The organism is Enterobacter sp. H2G27, assembly GCF_054403075.1.
Genome location: NZ_JBSVSI010000001.1, coordinates 541899 through 559275, shown reverse-complemented (window position 1 = coordinate 559275; position 17377 = coordinate 541899). Strand labels below are relative to the sequence as shown.

The 17377-nt window shown below is 55.7% G+C and carries 13 protein-coding genes; 7 read left to right on the top strand and 6 right to left on the bottom strand.

Translation table 11 applies throughout. The features are described 5' to 3' along the window. Positions 1-64: 64 nt before the first annotated feature. Complete coding sequence (gene can, locus ACW9E7_RS02580) at positions 65-727, top strand: carbonate dehydratase (RefSeq protein ID WP_008501947.1); 663 nt, start codon at positions 65-67, stop codon at positions 725-727. A gap of 91 nt (positions 728-818) precedes the next feature. Here can and hpt read toward each other — a convergent pair whose 3' ends face one another. Further along, entirely contained in the window at positions 819-1355 is a 537-nt protein-coding gene (gene hpt / locus ACW9E7_RS02575) for a hypoxanthine phosphoribosyltransferase (RefSeq protein ID WP_008501948.1), read from the bottom strand. A 208-nt stretch (positions 1356-1563) separates the two neighbouring features. On the opposite strand from hpt, the gene ACW9E7_RS02570 reads away from it, so the two are divergent. Next, on the top strand, positions 1564-3954 hold the full coding sequence (locus ACW9E7_RS02570; RefSeq protein WP_115876424.1) for a glucose/quinate/shikimate family membrane-bound PQQ-dependent dehydrogenase: 2391 nt from the start codon (positions 1564-1566) through the stop codon (positions 3952-3954). 85 nt (positions 3955-4039) lie between these two features. On the opposite strand, the gene cueO is transcribed toward ACW9E7_RS02570, so the two are convergent. Next, positions 4040-5608, bottom strand: a complete 1569-nt coding sequence (cueO, locus tag ACW9E7_RS02565) for a multicopper oxidase CueO (RefSeq protein WP_458727211.1) — start codon at positions 5606-5608, stop codon at positions 4040-4042. Between the two features lie 145 nt (positions 5609-5753). Here cueO and ACW9E7_RS02560 point away from each other — a divergent pair, with 145 nt between their 5' ends. The 3 genes from ACW9E7_RS02560 to speD all read left to right on the top strand — a co-directional run bounded on the left by ACW9E7_RS02560 (position 5754) and on the right by speD (position 7880). Next, the gene (locus ACW9E7_RS02560; protein ID WP_014882582.1) at positions 5754-6101 is read left to right on the top strand and encodes a YacC family pilotin-like protein; all 348 of its coding nucleotides are present in this window, start codon (positions 5754-5756) and stop codon (positions 6099-6101) included. 114 nt (positions 6102-6215) lie between these two features. After that, on the top strand, positions 6216-7085 hold the full coding sequence (speE, locus tag ACW9E7_RS02555) for a polyamine aminopropyltransferase (protein ID WP_039265690.1): 870 nt from the start codon (positions 6216-6218) through the stop codon (positions 7083-7085). After that, positions 7086-7880, top strand: coding sequence for an adenosylmethionine decarboxylase (speD, locus tag ACW9E7_RS02550; RefSeq protein ID WP_008501953.1), 795 nt, complete (start codon positions 7086-7088; stop codon positions 7878-7880). Between the two features lie 31 nt (positions 7881-7911). On the opposite strand, the gene yacL is transcribed toward speD, so the two are convergent. Together yacL and acnB are read right to left on the bottom strand one after the other, a co-directional pair. Next, positions 7912-8274 carry a protein YacL gene (gene yacL / locus ACW9E7_RS02545; RefSeq protein ID WP_115876426.1) on the bottom strand — a complete coding sequence of 121 codons (363 nt, stop codon included), beginning with the start codon at positions 8272-8274 and terminating at the stop codon, positions 7912-7914. Positions 8275-8464: 190 nt separating this feature from the next. Then, positions 8465-11062 (bottom strand): bifunctional aconitate hydratase 2/2-methylisocitrate dehydratase, encoded by a 2598-nt coding sequence (acnB, locus tag ACW9E7_RS02540; protein ID WP_032645211.1) that lies wholly within the window; start codon positions 11060-11062, stop codon positions 8465-8467. A gap of 398 nt (positions 11063-11460) precedes the next feature. Here acnB and ACW9E7_RS02535 point away from each other — a divergent pair, with 398 nt between their 5' ends. Both ACW9E7_RS02535 and ACW9E7_RS02530 read left to right on the top strand, forming a co-directional pair. Then, positions 11461-13020: a DUF3300 domain-containing protein gene (locus tag ACW9E7_RS02535; RefSeq protein ID WP_458727210.1), complete on the top strand. Its 1560-nt coding sequence runs from the start codon at positions 11461-11463 to the stop codon at positions 13018-13020. A 10-nt stretch (positions 13021-13030) separates the two neighbouring features. Continuing rightward, a complete protein-coding gene (locus ACW9E7_RS02530) occupies positions 13031-13822 on the top strand; it encodes a DUF2950 family protein (RefSeq protein ID WP_458727209.1) in 792 nt (263 codons plus the stop codon). A gap of 52 nt (positions 13823-13874) precedes the next feature. Here ACW9E7_RS02530 and lpdA read toward each other — a convergent pair whose 3' ends face one another. Further along, positions 13875-15299 carry a dihydrolipoyl dehydrogenase gene (lpdA, locus tag ACW9E7_RS02525; RefSeq protein WP_003856313.1) on the bottom strand — a complete coding sequence of 475 codons (1425 nt, stop codon included), beginning with the start codon at positions 15297-15299 and terminating at the stop codon, positions 13875-13877. 175 nt (positions 15300-15474) lie between these two features. Beyond that, positions 15475-17370, bottom strand: coding sequence for a pyruvate dehydrogenase complex dihydrolipoyllysine-residue acetyltransferase (gene aceF, locus ACW9E7_RS02520; protein ID WP_458727208.1), 1896 nt, complete (start codon positions 17368-17370; stop codon positions 15475-15477). Positions 17371-17377 lie beyond the last annotated feature (7 nt).

Below are 17377 nucleotides of genomic sequence, written 5' to 3'. Positions count from 1 at the left end.
ATTAAAAGTCGGGTTACCCTATAGTAGCGCAACGCAATTACTCGGTTACAGGTCGCTAACCTCCATGAACAACATAGATACACTCATCAGCAACAATGCACTATGGTCAAAAATGCTGGTGGAGGAAGACCCCGGATTTTTTGGAAAACTCGCGCAGGCGCAAAACCCACGCTTTCTCTGGATTGGATGCTCCGACAGCCGCGTACCGGCGGAGCGCCTGACCGGCCTTGAGCCCGGCGAACTGTTCGTTCACCGCAACGTTGCCAATCTGGTGATTCACACCGATCTCAACTGTCTTTCTGTTGTTCAGTATGCCGTTGACGTTCTGCAAGTCGAGCACATCATCATTTGCGGCCATTACGGCTGCGGCGGCGTGCAGGCGGCGGTTGAAAACACGGAGCTGGGGCTCATTGATAACTGGCTACTGCACATCCGCGATATCTGGTTCAAACATAGCTCACTGCTGGGTGAAATGCCGCAGGAGCGTCGCATGGATACCCTTTGCGAACTCAACGTGATGGAGCAGGTGTATAACCTGGGCCACTCAACGATCATGCAATCAGCCTGGAAACGCGGGCAGAAGGTCTCTATCCACGGCTGGGCGTACGGAATTCACGATGGTCTGCTGCGCAATCTGGAAGTGACCGCCACCAACCGCGAAACGCTGGAGCAGCGTTACCGTTCGGGGATTGCCAACCTTCAGCTTAAGCATGTAAACCATAAATAAACAAAGCCGGGTGGCGGCTGCGCCTTACCCGGCCTACATGTGCCCATTCGTAGGCCCGGTAAGCGCAGCGCCACCGGGCAACAAAGCGCAATTACTCGTCCAGCAACACCACTTTTCCTACATACGGCAGATGACGATAACGCTGTGCGTAGTCAATGCCGTAACCGACGACGAACTCGTCAGGAATTGAGAAACCCACAAACTCTACCGGCACCTGCACTTCACGGCGGTCAGGCTTATCCAGCAGGGTGCAAATCGCCAGCGATTTTGGCTCACGCAGGCTCAGGATCTCGCGCACTTTTGACAGCGTGTTGCCGGAGTCGATGATATCCTCAACGATCAGCACATCTTTGCCACGAATATCTTCATCCAGGTCTTTCAGGATTTTCACATCACGGGTCGTGGACATGCCGCTGCCGTAGCTGGAGGCGGTCATAAAATCGACTTCGTGGGGCACATGCACTTCACGGCACAGGTCTGCCATGAACATGAAAGAGCCACGCAACAGACCGACCAGCACCATTTCGCTGCCGCTGTCCTTGTAATGTTCGGTGATTTGACGACCCAGTTCGGCGATACGCGCTTTGATCTCGGCTTCCGGGATCATCACTTCAACAGTATGTTTCATATTACTAACCAAATGATTTTAATGAAAATCTCTCAATACGGATGAGTTAATATCCAGCACTGATACGCAAGCCCCTCATTATATCAGCAAATGGATAAGCCTGGCGTATGAGTTATAAAAAGCAAATATTGTGATTCCGATCACACTTGTTAATACCTATAATTAGTTGCTAGCAAATTATTAACAAAAACTGACGAGTACACTTTCTATGGCTGAAACAAACTCTAAACAGCCGCGTCTACTGGTGACATTAACAGCAGCGTTCGCAGCCTTCTGCGCGCTGTATCTGTTAATCGGTGGCGTCTGGCTGGTCGCTTTAGGCGGCTCCTGGTACTACCCGATTGCGGGCCTGGTGATGGTTGCCGTAACCGTCCTGCTGTTGCGTAGAAAACAATCCGCACTGTGGCTGTATGCCGCATTCCTTCTTGCCACCATGATCTGGGGCGTCTGGGAAGTCGGCTTTGACTTCTGGGCGCTGACGCCGCGCAGCGATATTCTGGTCTTCTTCGGTATATGGCTGATCCTGCCGTTTGTCTGGCGTCGCCTGATCGTGCCGTCCAGCGGTGCCGTTGCGGCGCTGGTAGTAGCCCTGCTGATCAGCGGCGGTATCCTGACCTGGGCCGGCTTTAACGACCCGCAGGAGATCAACGGTACGCTGAACGCAGAATCGACGCCTGCGGCGGCGATCTCTCAGGTCGCTGACGGCGACTGGCCTGCCTATGGTCGTAACCAGGAAGGCCAGCGTTACTCCCCGCTGAAGCAGATCAACGCGGACAACGTTAAAAACCTGAAAGAAGCCTGGGTATTCCGTACCGGCGACCTTAAGATGCCGAACGATCCGGGTGAACTGACCAACGAAGTGACGCCAATTAAAGTCGGCGATATGCTTTATCTGTGTACGGCGCACCAGCGTCTGTTCGCGCTCGACGCGGCCACCGGTAAAGAGAAATGGCACTTCGATCCGCAGCTGAACTCCAACCCGTCCTTCCAGCACGTGACCTGCCGTGGCGTCTCTTACCACGAAGCGCGCCCGGATAATGCGAGCCCGGAAGTCATTGCCGACTGTCCTCGCCGCATCATGCTGCCGGTCAACGATGGTCGCCTGTTCGCCATCAATGCCGAAACGGGCAAGCTGTGCGAAACCTTTGCCAACAAAGGTATCCTGAATCTGCAGACCAACATGCCTGACACCACGCCGGGTCTGTATGAGCCAACTTCACCGCCAATCATCACCGATAAAACCATCGTGATTGCCGGTTCGGTAACGGATAACTTCTCCACGCGTGAAACCTCCGGCGTTATCCGTGGTTTCGACGTGAACACCGGTAAACTGCTGTGGGCCTTCGACCCGGGCGCGAAAGATCCAAACGCGATCCCGTCTGACGAGCACACCTTTACCTTTAACTCGCCAAATTCCTGGGCGCCAGCGGCGTATGACGCGAAGCTGGACCTGGTCTACCTGCCAATGGGCGTTACTACGCCAGATATCTGGGGCGGTAACCGCACGCCGGAGCAGGAACGTTATGCCAGCGCTATCGTGGCGTTGAACGCGACCACCGGTAAGCTGGCCTGGAGCTATCAGACCGTACACCACGATCTGTGGGATATGGATATGCCGTCCCAGCCGACGCTGGCGGACATTACCGTTAACGGCAAAACCGTACCGGTGATTTACGCTCCGGCGAAAACCGGCAACATCTTCGTACTGGATCGCAGCAACGGCAAGCTGGTTGTGCCGGCACCGGAAAAACCGGTTCCGCAGGGTGCGGCGAAAGGTGATTACGTCAGCAAAACCCAGCCGTTCTCCGATCTGAGCTTCCGTCCGAAGAAAGACCTCAGCGGGGCAGACATGTGGGGCGCCACGATGTTTGACCAGCTGGTGTGCCGCGTGATGTTCCATCAGCTGCGCTATGAAGGCATCTTCACGCCGCCTTCTGAGCAGGGCACGCTGGTCTTCCCGGGTAACCTGGGGATGTTCGAGTGGGGCGGGATCTCCGTTGACCCTAACCGTCAGGTCGCTATTGCTAACCCAATGGCGCTACCGTTCGTTTCCCGTCTGATCCCACGTGGTCCGGGCAACCCAATGGAGCAGCCGAAAGACGCGAAAGGCAGCGGTACCGAAGCCGGTATTCAGCCGCAGTATGGCGTACCGTTCGGCGTAACGCTGAACCCGTTCCTGTCGCCGTTTGGTCTGCCGTGTAAACAGCCTGCCTGGGGTTACATCTCCGGTCTGGATCTGAAAACTAACCAGATCGTGTGGAAAAAACGTATTGGTACCCCGCAGGACAGCATGCCTTTCCCGATGCCGGTTCCAGTGCCGTTTAATATGGGTATGCCAATGCTGGGTGGCCCAATCTCCACCGCCGGTAACGTGCTGTTCATCGCGGCAACCGCAGATAACTACCTGCGCGCGTACAACATGACCAACGGTGAGAAACTGTGGCAAGGCCGTCTGCCAGCTGGTGGACAAGCCACGCCGATGACCTATGAAGTGAATGGCAAGCAGTACGTTGTCATCTCTGCGGGCGGTCACGGTTCGTTTGGCACGAAGATGGGCGACTATATCGTCGCTTATGCACTGCCTGACGAAAACAAGTAACTGAAAAGCCCGGTGGCGCTTACGCTTACCGGGCCGTCGGGTACGCTATGCAGGCCGGGTAAGGCGAAGCCGCCACCCGGCTTTTTTATACGGTAAAGCCCAGCATCATCCCCGTATCTTCATGCTCCAGCAGATGGCAGTGCGCCATATAGGCAAACTCCTTCGGCGCATCGTGGTCAAACTTCACCAGCACCTCGCTGACGCCGCCCTCCACCTTCACCGTATCCTTCCAGCCCGCGCGATGCGCGTCCGGCGCTTTGCCGTTCTCAGAAAGAATGCGGAACTGCGTGCCGTGAATATGGAACGGATGCAGCATCATGTCCCCTTCACCTGAAATCACCCAGCGCTCAAACTGCCCTTTTGTCGCTGCAAACATCGGCGTGTTCATGTCGAACGCTTTACCGTTGATCATATTGGCGTTATGGAAATCAAAGCCATGTTCGCCGTGATTCATGTTACCCATGCCGCCCATTTTGCCGTGGTCCATATTCATGTGGCCCATCATCTGCCCGTGATTCATCCCCGCCATCGCCTTATCACCATATTTCGCCATCAGCGCCTGCATGCCCATCATATCGAGCATCGGGTTCATGGAGAGCTGCAGTTTGCGTTGCGTAAGCCCATCAAGCGACGGAAGTGCCGGCAGAGTGGTTAACGTATCAGGCAGCGTGCCGGAAGCGGTCACCTGTAACGGCTGAATACGCAGCACCGGATGCGGCTTGTCAAACGGCGCGACCGCCATCCCCATCTGACTAACCGGCAGGGTCACGAGGTCAAACGCCTTGCCGTCGCTGATATCCACCAGCACCTCAAAACGCTCCCCCATCAGCATCGGCAGTTCGTTGACCTTCACCGGCTCAGGCAGCAGCCCGCCGTCGCTGGCGACCACGTACAGCGGACGCTTATCGCTGGTAGCAAAATTGAGGGAACGCGCGTTACAGCCGTTAAGCAGACGCAGGCGCAGCCAGCCCTTCGGTGCGGCGTGCTGAGGATAAATGGCGCCGTTGGTCAGCAGCGTGTCGCCAAACCAGCCTACCGCCGCGCTCATCACATCCAGCTGGTAGTCAATTTGCCCGTCAGCGGTGAATTTCTTGTCCTGCACAATCACCGGCACATCGTCGATGCCCCACTGCTTCGGCAGGCGCAGCAGGCGGCTTTCGTCGTCTTCAATCAGCACCAGCCCCGCCAGCCCCATCGCCACCTGATGGCCCGTCTGACCATGCTGATGCGGATGGAACCAGCAGGTCGCCGCGCGCTGGTCGGGCGTAAAGGTGACGCTGCGCGAGCCGCCCGCTTTGATGATGCCCTGCGGCCCGCCGTCTACCTCTCCCGGCACTTCCAGCCCGTGCCAGTGCAGCGTCGTCTCTTCGGCGAGCGTGTTGTGGATATCCACCGTCACCGCTTTCCCTTTACGCAGCTGAAGCGCCGGACCGAGCAAATTGCCGTTATAGCCCCACGTCGTGGCGTTGTGCGCACCGAATGTTGTTTTGCCTGCCTGAACCACAAGCTGGATACGGCTGCGGGCGTCAGCGGTCACCAGGTCAGGGATGGGTAAGGCAGGCCTGTCAGCCGCGAAAACCGCGCGGCTCCAGAGGGGTAATGCGCTGGCAGCCCCCAGCACAGCGGAATATTTTAAAAAATCACGACGTTGCATGTTCATTTCCTTATTTCCAGCAGGCGATCTTTTGAGCATAAACCCTCCCCTTACCGGAAGGTCAAGTAAAGCGGCAATAATAAAGATCGTCGCACTGGCATCAAGTATGCTAACGTTAATTTTCCGTGAAGAAGTGGTAGAAGCAATGAAGACGTTTTTCAGGACAATTTTGTTCGGTAGCCTGATGGCAATGTGTGCGAACAGCTATGCGCTAAGTGAAAATGAAGCGGAAGATATGGCCGATTTAACGGCGGTTTTTGTATTCCTGAAAAATGATTGTGGCTACCAGAATTTACCCAACGGGCAGATTCGCCGCGCGCTGGTCTTTTTTGCCCAGCAGAACCAGTGGGATCTCAGCAACTACGACAGCTTCGACATGAAGGCGCTCGGCGAAGACAGCTACCGTGACTTAAGCGGTATTGGCATTCCCACTGCTAAAAAATGCAAAGCGCTGGCTCGCGACTCACTCAGCCTGCTCGCCTACGTTAAATAACCTTCCCGACGCCTCCTGTTGAACCTCTGGCCGTGCAACCACGGTTAGAGTTAGCTATCATGTTTCGCTCATTTTTTGCGAGCGTAACGGATGTTTACACAGGAGGAGTTCGCTATGGCCGACCACACGTTGTGGCATGAAACATTGCATGACCAGTTTGGTCAGTACTTTGCCGTTGATAACGTGCTCTATCATGAGAAAACCGATCACCAGGATCTGATCATCTTCGAGAATGCTGCCTTTGGCCGCGTGATGGCGCTGGACGGCGTTGTGCAAACCACCGAGCGCGACGAGTTTATTTATCATGAAATGATGACCCACGTCCCGCTCCTGGCGCACGGTCACGCGAAGCATGTTCTGATTATCGGCGGCGGCGACGGCGCAATGCTGCGTGAAGTGTCCCGCCATCGTTCCATTGAAACCATCACCATGGTGGAAATCGATGCGGGCGTCGTCTCTTTCTGCCGCCAGTACCTGCCCAACCACAATGCCGGCAGCTATGACGATCCGCGCTTTAGCCTGGTGATTGACGACGGCGTTAACTTTGTTAACCAGACCTCGCAGACCTTTGACGTGATTATCTCCGACTGCACCGACCCTATTGGCCCAGGCGCGTCGCTGTTCACTTCCTCGTTCTACGAAGGCTGCAAGCGCTGCCTGAACCCGGGCGGGATCTTCGTCGCACAAAACGGCGTCTGCTTCCTGCAGCAGGATGAAGCGCTGGACAGCCATCGCAAGCTCAGCACCTATTTCGAGGATGTCAGCTTCTATCAGGCGGCCATTCCGACGTACTACGGCGGGATCATGACCTTTGCCTGGGCAACGGATAACGACGTATTACGCCATCTCTCCACCGAAATTATTCAGGCCCGCTTCCATCAGGCAGGTCTTCAGTGCCGATACTACAATCCGGCTATTCATACCGCAGCGTTTGCTCTGCCGCAGTACCTGCAAGACGCATTATCCACTAAGGGGGTGAGCTAATTGAAAAAGCTTAAACTGCATGGCTTTAACAATCTGACCAAAAGCCTGAGTTTTTGTATTTACGATATCTGCTATGCCAAAACAGCGGAAGAACGCGATGGTTACATCGCCTATATCGACGAACTCTACAACGCCAACCGTCTGACCGAGATCCTGTCAGAAACCTGTTCCATTATCGGCGCAAATATCCTGAATATCGCCCGACAGGATTATGAACCCCAGGGCGCGAGCGTGACCATTCTGGTCAGCGAAGAGCCGGTTGACCCGAAGCTTATCGACAAAACGGAACATCCGGGCCCGCTGCCGGAAGTGGTGGTTGCCCACCTGGATAAAAGCCATATCTGCGTCCATACCTACCCGGAGAGCCATCCGGAAGGTGGGCTGTGTACGTTCCGCGCCGATATTGAAGTGTCGACCTGCGGCGTGATTTCCCCGCTGAACGCGCTGAACTATCTCATCCATCAGCTGGAATCAGATATCGTCACGATTGATTACCGCGTGCGCGGTTTTACTCGTGACGTCAACGGCATGAAGCACTTCATCGACCACGAGATCAACTCCATACAGAACTTTATGTCCGAGGACATGAAATCGCTGTACGACATGATGGACGTGAACGTGTATCAGGAAAACATCTTCCATACCAAGATGTTACTTAAGGAGTTCGACCTTAAGCACTATATGTTCCACACGAAGCCGGAAGATTTGAGCGAAGAAGAGCGTAAGGCGATTACTGACCTGCTCTGGAAAGAGATGCGCGAGATTTACTACGGCCGCAATATTCCGGCCGTTTAAGAACAAGCCGGAGCAGGGATGCTCCGGGCTGTTATTTCTGTTTCATGAAATCACGGTATGCATTCACCACCTGAAGGAAGTCTTCTACGCCGCACATCGACAGGCTCTCTTCGTCATAGTAGCTCATCCCCTCTTCCATCTCGTCGCCTGAAAACTCGAGCTGGTTGGCACGCACCATGACCTCTTCACCATCCATCCACAGCGTATATTCATGCCCGGCGCGCTGCCAGGATCGTTCACTGCCTTTTACCGTATTTGCCGCCTCTTCAACCTCATCAAGAAGTGCGAGATTTTCTTTCACCTCTTCGTTAAACCAGTGTCCAACGGCTTCGTGGCCCATCGACATACGCACTTTCACCACTCCGGTGATGTCGCGCAGAAATTCGTAATCCATAGTGTTTTCCTCTGCAAAGCCATTACGGTAATTATCGCAGCAGCGAGGAAGAAAAAAAGCGGGAGAGGTGGGAGGAATGAAAATAAAAAGGTGAGAGCAAGACCCTGCGGCCTGATGCCCTCACCCCGTCCCTCTCCCACGGGAGAGGGTGCAAACACTAAAAACCGTCTCGTAGAGACGGTTTTGCTGTTTATACCGCCGTCTGGAAGATAACCCCGTCGGCCTTCTCGGTGTACTGAGAAAGCTGGTCGAAGTTCAGATAGCGATAGGTATCCACCGCCGTCTTATCCACCTGAGCCACAAAGGTCTGGTACTCTTCCGGCGTTGGCAGTTTGCCAATCAGCGCCGCAACCGCCGCCAGCTCCGCAGAGGCCAGGAAGACGTTAGCTCCGGTACCTAAACGGTTAGGGAAGTTACGGGTAGAGGTGGAAACCACCGTCGCACCGTCGGCTACGCGCGCCTGGTTGCCCATACACAGGGAACAGCCAGGGATTTCGATACGCGCACCGCTCTTACCAAACACGCTGTAGTAGCCCTCTTCGGTCAGCTGAGCCGCGTCCATACGGGTTGGCGGCGCCACCCACAGACGGGTTGGCAGCTGGCCTTTGTGGGTATCCAGCAGCTTACCGGCAGCACGGAAGTGACCGATGTTGGTCATACAGGATCCGATGAACACTTCGTCGATCTTCTCGCCCTGAACCTCAGACAGCGGACGCGCGTCGTCAGGATCGTTCGGTGCACACAGGATTGGCTCTTTGATATCCGCCAGATCGATGTCGATCACCGCCGCGTACTCTGCGTCAGCATCGGCTTCCAGCAGCTGCGGATCGGCCAGCCATTTCTCCATGCCCTGGATACGACGCTCCAGCGTACGACGGTCGCCGTAGCCTTCTGCAATCATCCACTTCAGCAGCACGATGTTAGAGTTCAGATACTCAATAATCGGCTCTTTGTTCAGCTTGATGGTACAGCCCGCCGCAGAACGCTCGGCGGAAGCATCGGTCAGCTCGAACGCCTGCTCCACTTTCAGATCCGGCAGACCTTCAATTTCCAGAATGCGGCCAGAGAAGATGTTTTTCTTCCCTTTCTTCTCAACGGTCAGCAGGCCCTGTTTAATCGCATACAGCGGGATCGCGTGAACCAGGTCGCGCAGGGTGATACCCGGCTGCATTTTACCTTTGAAGCGCACCAGCACCGATTCCGGCATATCCAGCGGCATCACGCCCGTCGCAGCAGCAAACGCCACCAGACCGGAGCCCGCCGGGAAGGAGATACCGATTGGGAAACGGGTATGGGAGTCACCGCCGGTACCGACGGTATCCGGCAGCAGCATGCGGTTCAGCCAGGAGTGGATGACGCCGTCACCCGGACGCAGGGAAACACCGCCGCGGTTCATGATGAAGTCTGGCAGCGTGTGGTGCGTGGTCACGTCAACCGGCTTCGGATACGCCGCAGTGTGGCAGAAGGACTGCATCACCAGATCGGAAGAGAAACCCAGGCACGCCAGGTCCTTCAGTTCGTCGCGAGTCATTGGGCCAGTGGTGTCCTGAGAACCTACTGAGGTCATCTTCGGCTCGCAGTATGCGCCAGGACGAACGCCGGCGACGCCGCATGCGCGACCGACCATCTTCTGCGCCAGTGAGTAACCGCGGTTGCTCTCCGCCACGTCTTTCGCGTGACGGAATACATCACTGTGCGGCAGACCCAGCGCTTCACGCGCTTTGGTGGTCAGGCCACGGCCGATGATCAGCGGAATACGACCACCGGCACGCACTTCGTCGATCAGCACGTCGGTTTTCAGCTCAAAGCTTGCCAGCAGTTCGTTGGTTTCGTGGTTACGCACTTCACCTTTGTACGGGTAAACGTCAATCACGTCGCCCATGTTCAGGTTAGAGACGTCCACTTCGATCGGCAGTGCGCCCGCATCTTCCATGGTGTTGAAGAAGATCGGTGCAATTTTGCCGCCGAGGCACAGACCGCCGCCGCGCTTGTTTGGCACGTGCGGAATATCGTCGCCCATGAACCACAGCACGGAGTTGGTCGCGGACTTACGGGAAGAACCGGTACCCACAACGTCACCCACGTAGGCCAGCGGGAACCCTTTTTTCTGCAGGGCTTCGATCTGTTTGATCGGGCCAACGCTGCCAGGCTGATCCGGCTCAATGCCTTCACGGGCGTTTTTCAGCATCGCCAGGGCGTGCAGAGGGATATCCGGGCGAGACCACGCGTCCGGTGCCGGAGAGAGGTCATCGGTGTTGGTTTCACCGGTCACTTTGAAGACGGTAACGGTGATTTTTTCAGCCAGCGCTGGACGGTTCAGGAACCATTCGGCATCAGCCCAGGACTGCATCACCTGTTTCGCATAGACGTTGCCAGCTTTGGCTTTTTCTTCCACATCGTAGAAGTTATCGAACATCAGCAGCGTAGACGAGAGCGCTTTAGCGGCAATCGGTGCCAGCTTGTCGTTATCCAGCGCGTCAATCAGCGGATGAATGTTGTAACCACCCTGCATGGTGCCGAGCAGTTCAATGGCTTTTTCAGGAGTAACCAGTGGGGAGGTGGCTTCGCCTTTGGCGATAGCAGCAAGGAATCCGGCTTTTACGTAGGCAGCTTCATCTACGCCAGGCGGTACGCGGTTGATCAACAGATCTAACAGGAATTCTTCTTCGCCCTTAGGCGGGTTCTTCAGCAGCTCGACGAGCGCGGCCATTTGGGTTGCATCTAAAGGTTTGGGTACAATTCCCTCGGCGGCACGTTCTGCTACGTGCTTACGGTATTCTTCTAGCACGACGGTTCTCCTCGCTCTCATTGTCATATGCGGCGGGCGTTCTCTTCACGCTCCTGTGAGACAGCAGTTTGTAGGGTAAATGCCCGATACCGCGTCGGGCAGCATAGCAGGATTTCTGCACAGTGTTAATCCGTTTACAAAAAAGCAACATTAAAAAATTTGCTGAATCGTTAAGCATGGTGTGACGGGGATTTAGGCCATCATTTGCGGTTTCTTCTGCATCGTGACGCTTCAGTTTTTCCTTCATCAGATATAATTGTGTAATAAATACTCACACTCTTTATCCGGACGTACCGGACGCTTCCCAATAAAAGTCAAAACGGTAAAAGGCGGGTGAATAATACTCACGCCAACCGTAACGCCTCACGGCACAGCGCTTGTCTCGTTGGAGTCATTTTATGAAGTTGCCCTTTAAGCCACATCTGCTCGTCCTACTGTGCAGTGCCGGGCTGTTTGCCGCCTCGGGCGTCATGTTTGTCAAAAGCCGCGCAACGGAACCCGTTGCGACAGCCCCCGTCGCACAACAGCCGGCTGCACCGGCGGTGCCTGCCGCAGCGCAGCCCGCCCCTGCTGTCGCGCCAGCCTACACAGCCGCACAAATCGATCAGTGGGTTGCCCCCATTGCGCTCTACCCTGACGCCCTGCTGTCGCAAATTTTGATGGCGTCGACCTATCCGGCCAACGTGATTCAGGCGGCGCAGTGGTCCAAAGACAACCCTAAAATGGAAGGAGACGCCGCGATTCAGGCCGTTGCCAGCCAGCCCTGGGATCCGAGCGTGAAATCGCTGGTCGCGTTTCCTCAGCTTATGTCCCTGATGGGTGAAAACCCGCCGTGGGTACAAAATCTGGGCGATGCGTTTCTCGCGCAGCCGAAAGACGTAATGGATTCCGTTCAGCGCCTGCGCGCGCTGGCACAAAAGACCGGCGCTTTACAATCCACGCCTCAGCAGACGGTTACCACCGTGACTAAACCGGCACCAGCGAAAACCAGCGCCACCGAGGCAACAACAACAACCACGTCTGCGCCCGCCCCTACGGTTATCAAAATTGAATCTGCCGATCCGCAGGTCGTTTACGTCCCCACCTATAACCCCAATACGGTTTACGGGACCTGGCCCAACACCGCGTATCCGCCCACCTATCTCCCGCCCACGCCCGGAGAGCAGTTTGGCAACAGCTTCGTTAACGGCTTAGGTTTCAGCCTGGGCGTTGCCACAACCTATGCCATCTTCAGCAACATCGACTGGGACGACGACGATGACTGGGACCACCATCATGACGGTGACTGGGATAATCACGGCGGCTATAACCGCAACGGTGATAACAACATCAATATCAACGTTGAGAACTTCAATAAAATCAGCGGTCAGCGTCTGACGGACGCCAACCGTACCTGGCAGCACAACCCGGCCTATCGGGAAGGCGTGCCCTATCCGACTAACCAGCTCAACAGCCGCTTCCACTCCACCAGCACGGCGACAGGGCTCAGTTCAACGCAGCAAAAGCCGGTTAACCGCGATAGCCAGCGTCAGGCGGCACTGAGCCAGATGGAGAAATCCACGGGTAAAACCTTCCCCCAAACGGCGCGCACCGGCACGAAAGATGTGCAGCGTCAGGCCTCAAGTGAACAGCTGAAGCAGATTTCCCAGCGCAATAACTACCGTGGCTACGACACCAAACCGCCGACGACGAAGCGCGCCACCACGCAGCAGCGAGAAAATCGCCAGACCACCGCTCAGAGGCAAGAGAAACGGGTTTCGCAGCCCGCACAGCAACGAACTCTGCAGCAGCGAAACAGCCAGCCCCGGGCCAATGCGCTGAGCGGCAACGACAGCCGCTCCGCGAACTGGCAGGCGCAGCAGCAGCGCGGTGCGCAAAGCAGACAGTTCGCTGCGCGCCAGCAGCAGCGTCAGGCGTCTGGTGGACGCGCTGAACGCCGTGAAATTCGACATCGCTAAGGGAACCGACATGAAAAGTAAACTACTCAGCGGAATGGTGTTGTTCATGCTTTCGGCCCCGGTGATGGCGCAGCAGTCCTTCAGCACGCCCGATCGGGCGACCGATGCGCTGGCCAACGCCATCAGTGAGCAAAATGAGAGCGCGATGAGCAATCTGCTTGGAGAGAACTGGCGCGATTTTCTGCCCCCTGAAGGCGTTGATCCTGATGCCGTCGATCGCTTCCTGCGCGACTGGAAAGTCCGTCATAAGACCGTTATCGAAGGGGATACGGCGCATCTGGTTGTCGGAGACAGCGGCTGGCAGCTTCCCATCCCGGTGATCAAAACCACTGCAGGCTGGCAGTTCGATATTAAAGAAGGGGCTGAAGAAATCCTGACCCGCGAAATTGGGCGTAACGAACTCGCCGCCATTGAAGCCTTACATGCCTATGTTGATGCGCAGCAAAGCTACTTTGCAATGAACCAGAAATACGCGCAGAAGATTGTCAGCTCGAAGGGGAAAAAAGACGGTTTGTACTGGCCCGCCTCCCCCGGCGAAGCGCCCAGTCCGCTCGGACCGGCATTTAGCCCAAAAGAGCCAGGTACCGGCTATCACGGCTATCGCTTCCGCATCCTGCCGGATAATAACGGTTTCGCGATGGTGGCCTGGCCAGTCAGCTACGGCCAGACGGGCGTCATGAGCTTTTTGATAAACCAGGACGACAAGGTGTACCAGTCCGATCTCGGCAGCAATTCAGAGCAGAAAGCCCGTGCGCTAGCCGCCTATAGCCCTGATAAAACCTGGCAGCCTGTAGCGCCCTGAACGCAGCGCATAAAAAAAGCGGCCATTGGCCGCTTTTTTCATCTGAAGAAACTTATTTCTTCTTCGCTTTCGCGTTTGGCAGGTCGGTGATGCTGCCTTCAAACACTTCTGCCGCCAGGCCCACGGACTCGTGCAGAGTCGGGTGGGCGTGGATGGTCAGCGCGATGTCTTCAGCGTCACAGCCCATTTCGATAGCCAGACCGATTTCACCCAGCAGCTCGCCGCCGTTGGTACCGACAATCGCACCACCGATCACACGGTGAGTCTCTTTGTCGAAGATCAGTTTGGTCATACCGTCTGCGCAGTCGGATGCGATAGCACGGCCAGAAGCAGCCCACGGGAAGGTGGCGGTTTCGTAGCTGATGCCTTTCTCTTTCGCTTCTTTCTCAGTCAGACCAACCCATGCCACTTCTGGCTCGGTGTACGCGATAGATGGGATCACTTTCGGATCGAAGTAGTGCTTCATGCCGGCGATAACTTCAGCGGCAACGTGACCTTCGTGAACACCTTTGTGCGCCAGCATTGGCTGACCGACGATATCGCCGATAGCAAAGATGTGCGGCACGTTAGTGCGCAGCTGCTTGTCAACGCGGATGAAGCCACGGTCGTCCACTTCAACGCCAGCTTTGCCCGCGTCGAGGTTTTTACCGTTCGGTACACGACCGATAGCCACCAGCACAGCGTCGTAACGCTGTGGTTCGGATGGGGCTTTTTTGCCTTCCATGGAAACGTAAATACCGTCTTCTTTCGCTTCAACGGCAGTCACTTTAGTTTCCAGCATCAGGTTGAATTTCTTGCTGATGCGTTTGGTGAAGACTTTAACGATGTCTTTGTCGGCAGCCGGGATAACCTGGTCGAACATTTCAACCACGTCGATCTCTGAACCCAGCGCATGGTACACGGTACCCATTTCCAGACCGATGATACCGCCGCCCATAACCAGCAGACGCTTAGGAACGGTTTTCAGCTCCAGCGCATCGGTGGAATCCCACACGCGTGGATCTTCATGCGGAATGAATGGCAGTTCGATTGGGCGAGAGCCTGCCGCGATGATCGCGTTGTCGAAGTTGATCACGGTTTTGCCGTTTTCGCCTTCCACTTCCAGGGTGTTCGCACCGGTGAATTTACCCAGACCGTTTACCACTTTCACTTTACGGCCTTTGGCCATACCCGCCAGACCGCCGGTCAGCTGAGTGATAACTTTCTCTTTCCAGGTACGAATTTTGTCGATATCGGTTTTCGGCTCGCCGAAGACGATACCGTGTTCAGCCAGCGCTTTGGCTTCTTCGATAACTTTCGCTACGTGCAGCAGCGCTTTAGAAGGGATACAGCCGACGTTCAGACAAACACCGCCGAGGGTGCTGTAACGTTCTACGATGACGGTTTCCAGACCTAAATCCGCGGCGCGGAATGCTGCGGAGTAACCTGCCGGGCCTGCCCCAAGTACTACGACCTGAGTTTTGATTTCTGTGCTCATCATGACCTCTTAATTTATACCCGTCGTCCACCGGGTCGTTCTATCCGCCCGCAGTTTACAAAATTGTTAACAATTTTGAAACAACAAACGGCTCACGAATTGTCGCTTTCGCCAATAACCTCACAAACACCATGAGATTATCAGAAAAAAGCCGGCCGACTGGCCGGCTTTTCGATTACATCACCAGGCGGCGAATGTCGCTCAGCATGTTGTTGATGATGGTGATGAAGCGCGCACCATCAGCACCGTCGATCACGCGGTGGTCGAAGGACAGAGAGATTGGCATCATCAGACGCGGTACGAACTCTTTGCCATTCCACACCGGCTCCATCGCGGACTTAGACACACCGAGGATAGCCACTTCCGGCGCGTTCACAATCGGCGCGAAGTGGGTGGTACCCAGGCCGCCGATGCTGGAGATAGTGAAGCAGCCGCCCTGCATTTCGCCGGCAGTCAGCTTACCATCGCGCGCTTTCTTGGAGATCACGGTCAGTTCACGGGACAGCTCAGTGATGCTCTTCTTGTTCACGTCTTTGAAGACCGGAACAACCAGACCATTTGGCGTATCAACCGCAACACCGATGTTGATGTATTTCTTCAGCGTCAGCTTCTGGCCGTCTTCGGACAGGGAGCTGTTGAAGCGTGGCATCTGTTCCAGAGCCGCAGCAACCGCTTTCATGATGAAGACCACTGGGGTGAATTTCACGTCCAGTTTACGCTTCTCAGCTTCGGCGTTCTGCTGTTTACGGAACGCTTCCAGATCGGTGATATCGGTTTTGTCGAAGTGCGTAACGTGCGGGATCATCACCCAGTTACGGCTCAGGTTCGCACCAGAGATTTTCTGGATACGGCCCAGTTCCACTTCTTCGATTTCGCCGAACTTGCTGAAGTCCACTTTCGGCCATGGCAGCATGCCCGGGATACCGCCGCCAGCGGCTGCAGCTGGTGCAGCTTCGGCGCGTTTCACCGCGTCTTTCACGTAGGTCTGAACGTCTTCGCGCAGGATACGACCCTTACGGCCGGTCCCTTTCACTTTCGCCAGGTTAACACCGAATTCGCGCGCCAGGCGACGAATCAGCGGCGTCGCGTGGACGTAAGCGTCGTTTTCAGCGAACTCTGATTTTTCTGCTTTTGCAGCAGGGGCAGCGACTGGTTTAGCAGCCTGAGCCGGTGCAGCAGCCGGTGCTGGAGCAGCCGCGGCAGCCGGAGCTGCGGCAGGCGCAGCGCCTTCCACTTCGAAGACCATGATCAGAGAGCCGGTAGACACTTTGTCGCCGGTGCTGATTTTGATCTCTTTAACGGTACCCGCGAATGGCGCAGGGACTTCCATAGAAGCCTTGTCGCCTTCAACGGTGATCAGTGACTGTTCAGCGGCAACTTTGTCGCCCACTTTCACCATCACTTCTGTGACTTCAACTTCGTCACCGCCGATGTCCGGTACGTTAACGTCTTTCGCGCCGCCAGCAGCGGCTGGTGCTGCGGCCGGAGCCGGAGCAGCGGCCTGTGCAGGCGCGGCAGCAGGTGCAGCACCTGCCACTTCGAAGATCATGATCAGGGAGCCAGTAGACACTTTGTCGCCGGTGTTGATCTTGATCTCTTTAACGGTACCCGCAAACGGTGCTGGCACTTCCATAGAGGCTTTGTCGCCTTCTACGGTGATCAGTGACTGCTCGGCCGCAACGGTATCGCCCACTTTCACCAGGATCTCAGTCACTTCAACTTCGTCACCGCCGATGTCAGGCACGTTCACTTCTTTCGCGCTCGCGGCAGCTGCTGGAGCAGCGGCGGCCGGCGCGGCTTTCTTCTCTTCCTGCGCAGGTGCAGCAGCTGCTGCACCGTCGGCGGAATCGAAAATCATGATCAGTTTGCCAGTCTCGGTTTTATCGCCAACAGAGACTTTGATCTCTTTAACGATGCCAGCCTGAGGAGACGGGACTTCCATAGAGGCTTTGTCGCCTTCTACGGTGATCAGCGACTGTTCAGCTTCAACTTTGTCGCCTACTTTGACCAGGATCTCGGTGATTTCAACTTCATCAGCCCCGATGTCCGGTACATTGATTTCGATAGCCATTATTCTT

Bases quoted from the DNA above. Each gene is read 5' to 3' on its own strand.
- can (WP_008501947.1), top strand. From the start codon at position 65: ATGAACAACATAGATACACTCATCAGCAACAATGCACTATGGTCAAAA.
- hpt (WP_008501948.1), bottom strand. From the start codon at position 1,355: ATGAAACATACTGTTGAAGTGATGATCCCGGAAGCCGAGATCAAAGCG.
- ACW9E7_RS02570 (WP_115876424.1), top strand. From the start codon at position 1,564: ATGGCTGAAACAAACTCTAAACAGCCGCGTCTACTGGTGACATTAACA.
- cueO (WP_458727211.1), bottom strand. From the start codon at position 5,608: ATGCAACGTCGTGATTTTTTAAAATATTCCGCTGTGCTGGGGGCTGCC.
- ACW9E7_RS02560 (WP_014882582.1), top strand. From the start codon at position 5,754: ATGAAGACGTTTTTCAGGACAATTTTGTTCGGTAGCCTGATGGCAATG.
- speE (WP_039265690.1), top strand. From the start codon at position 6,216: ATGGCCGACCACACGTTGTGGCATGAAACATTGCATGACCAGTTTGGT.
- yacL (WP_115876426.1), bottom strand. From the start codon at position 8,274: ATGGATTACGAATTTCTGCGCGACATCACCGGAGTGGTGAAAGTGCGT.
- ACW9E7_RS02535 (WP_458727210.1), top strand. From the start codon at position 11,461: ATGAAGTTGCCCTTTAAGCCACATCTGCTCGTCCTACTGTGCAGTGCC.
- ACW9E7_RS02530 (WP_458727209.1), top strand. From the start codon at position 13,031: ATGAAAAGTAAACTACTCAGCGGAATGGTGTTGTTCATGCTTTCGGCC.
- lpdA (WP_003856313.1), bottom strand. From the start codon at position 15,299: ATGAGCACAGAAATCAAAACTCAGGTCGTAGTACTTGGGGCAGGCCCG.
- aceF (WP_458727208.1), bottom strand. From the start codon at position 17,370: ATGGCTATCGAAATCAATGTACCGGACATCGGGGCTGATGAAGTTGAA.